This is a genomic window from Mycobacterium sp. TH-M82 (assembly GCF_057473605.1).
The window spans coordinates 1-2,122 of record NZ_JBYCKY010000688.1 but is presented as its reverse complement, the minus strand read 5'-3'; the positions used below and the strand labels follow the sequence as shown (position 1 = coordinate 2,122).

The window sequence follows — 2,122 nt, the reverse complement described above, 5'->3', positions numbered from 1 at the left end:
TTCGTCGCGTTAAGCGAGACCCTCGGGCTTCCGCTCGTCACCGCTGATGGTCGGGTCGCTCGCTCGCACGGTCATCACGCACAAGTCGAGTCTTACGCCCGGTGAGTGCCAGGTCGCAGCGCCCATGCCAGGCTTATGAGGATAGATTCCCGCGGTTCGGCACCCGCGCCACGTACATGTCTACTTGACAGCACATCATCGGTTAGATACTGCGCTAACTCATCAAGGTACGCCGACCCAGCTTATTACGTACATGTCTACATACCCATCCCGCAACCGAGACAAAACACCTGCTCGTCAACAGAAAACAAAACTCAGACCCGGCCACCGGGGGGAACTACGGTTTAGGCCAAGCCTTTCCCGATTTACCGCGATTGTCGGTTCCCCCGGGAGATACTTGCATCCGTAACAACGGGAACAGATGACGGCGGGTCCAACGACGCGGGTCGGCTCGCCTTCGGGAACTACCAGATCCGCACTGACCGCGGAACACTTGCGGCGATAGTTGCTGCCGGGCTGTTGCTGGTGGCTGGATGCACTGAATGCATAACGGGGCCCCCCGATCGGCTCGACCGCGAGCCGGCGGACACCTACGCGGCGGCGGCACCCGCACTGCAGGCGAGCTTCGCGGGATTGGCCGGCACCATCCCGGCGACCATCGGTATCGCGATCGCGCCGGTAGGGGCAACCACGGTCACCACCTTCGGCGGATGGTCGGACGGTGTCGCCTGGTCGACGATCAAGGTGCCGCTGACGATCGCTGCGCTGCGGGTCCACCCTTCCGACACGCAGGAGTTGGCAACCAGGGCGATCACCCAATCCGACAACGCCGCCGCCGAGCAACTCTGGTCCCAGCTCGGATCCCCGAGCCAAGCCGCACACCAGGTCCAAGCCGTCCTCAGGGAGGGCGGTGACGCGACCACCGTCGTCGAATCGCGACGGCTACGGCCGGGCTTCACGCCGTTCGGCCAGACGCGGTGGCCGTTGCGGAGCCAGGCAGCGTTCGCCGCACACCTGCCCTGCCTTGCCGGCGCCGGGTTCGTCGTCGACTTGATGCATCACGTGGCCGAAGGGCAGCGCTGGGGACTGGCCGCCGACAACTCAAACCACGCCGCAGTGAAGGGCGGGTGGGGGCCCGGCCAGTCCGGCGGTTACCTGGTGCGCCAGTTCGGCATCATGTCCGTGGCGGCAGGAAAACTCGGGGTGGCGCTTGTCGCGGAACCGGTCGCGGGCACTTTCGGAGCCGGCGTCGACGCGCTCAACCGGATGACGGAATGGCTGACCACCCACACCGCCGACCTGCCGGGCGGCAGTTGCACGAGGTAGGTTAGCGACCAGTCACCAGCTATCCGCGCACAGGAGAGAACCATGCCCGCTCCGCCTGCCACCGACTTCGCCCGGCTGCGCCAACTGGTCGCCATCACCGACATCGACGCCCGGCAGTTGAAAACCATCGACGAGGTCTTCACCGGCAGGGAATTGACCACCATTCCTATCGGCACTGCCGACGACGTCACCACGGCATTCGCGAAAGCCCGCGCGGCGCAGTTGCAATGGGCCAAGCGTCCGGTCAAGGAGCGGTGCGCTGTCATCGAACGGTTCCGCGACCTGGTGGTGGCCAATCGGGAATTTTTGATGGACGTCGCGCAGGCCGAGACCGGCAAGGCCCGCTCGGCGGCACAGGAAGAGATCGTCGACATCATGCTCAACGCGCGCTACTACGCGCGTCAGGCTGCCAAGCTGCTCGCCCGCAAGCGCGTCCAGGGCCTGCTGCCCGGAATCGTCAAGACCGTGGTCAACCACCACCCCAAGGGGGTGGTGGGGGTTATCTCGCCGTGGAATTACCCGATGACGCTCTCGATTTCGGACTCCATCCCGGCGCTGCTGGCCGGCAACGCCGTAGTGATCAAGCCGGACAGCCAAACGCCGTACTGCACGCTGGCCAACGCCGAACTGCTGTATCAGGCCGGGCTGCCCCGCGAGGTGTTCGCGGTGGTCCCCGGCCCGGGCTCGGTGGTCGGCACGGCGATCGCGGAGAACTGCGACTACTTGATGTTCACCGGCTCCACCGCCACCGGCCGAACCCTGGCCGAGCAGTGCGGTCGCCGGCTGATCGGGTTCT

The 2,122-nt window shown here is 65.6% G+C and carries 2 protein-coding genes; both read left to right on the top strand.

Annotation, left to right across the window (positions count from 1 at the left end; translation table 11 throughout):
• The first annotated feature begins 612 nt into the window (after positions 1 to 612).
• A complete protein-coding gene (locus AC2VON_RS20290) occupies positions 613 to 1,326 on the top strand; it encodes a serine hydrolase (RefSeq protein ID WP_486954527.1) in 714 nt (237 codons plus the stop codon).
• Between the two features lie 42 nt (positions 1,327 to 1,368).
• On the top strand, positions 1,369 to 2,122 hold a 754-nt coding region (locus AC2VON_RS20285; protein WP_486954526.1), incomplete at its 3' end, for an aldehyde dehydrogenase family protein.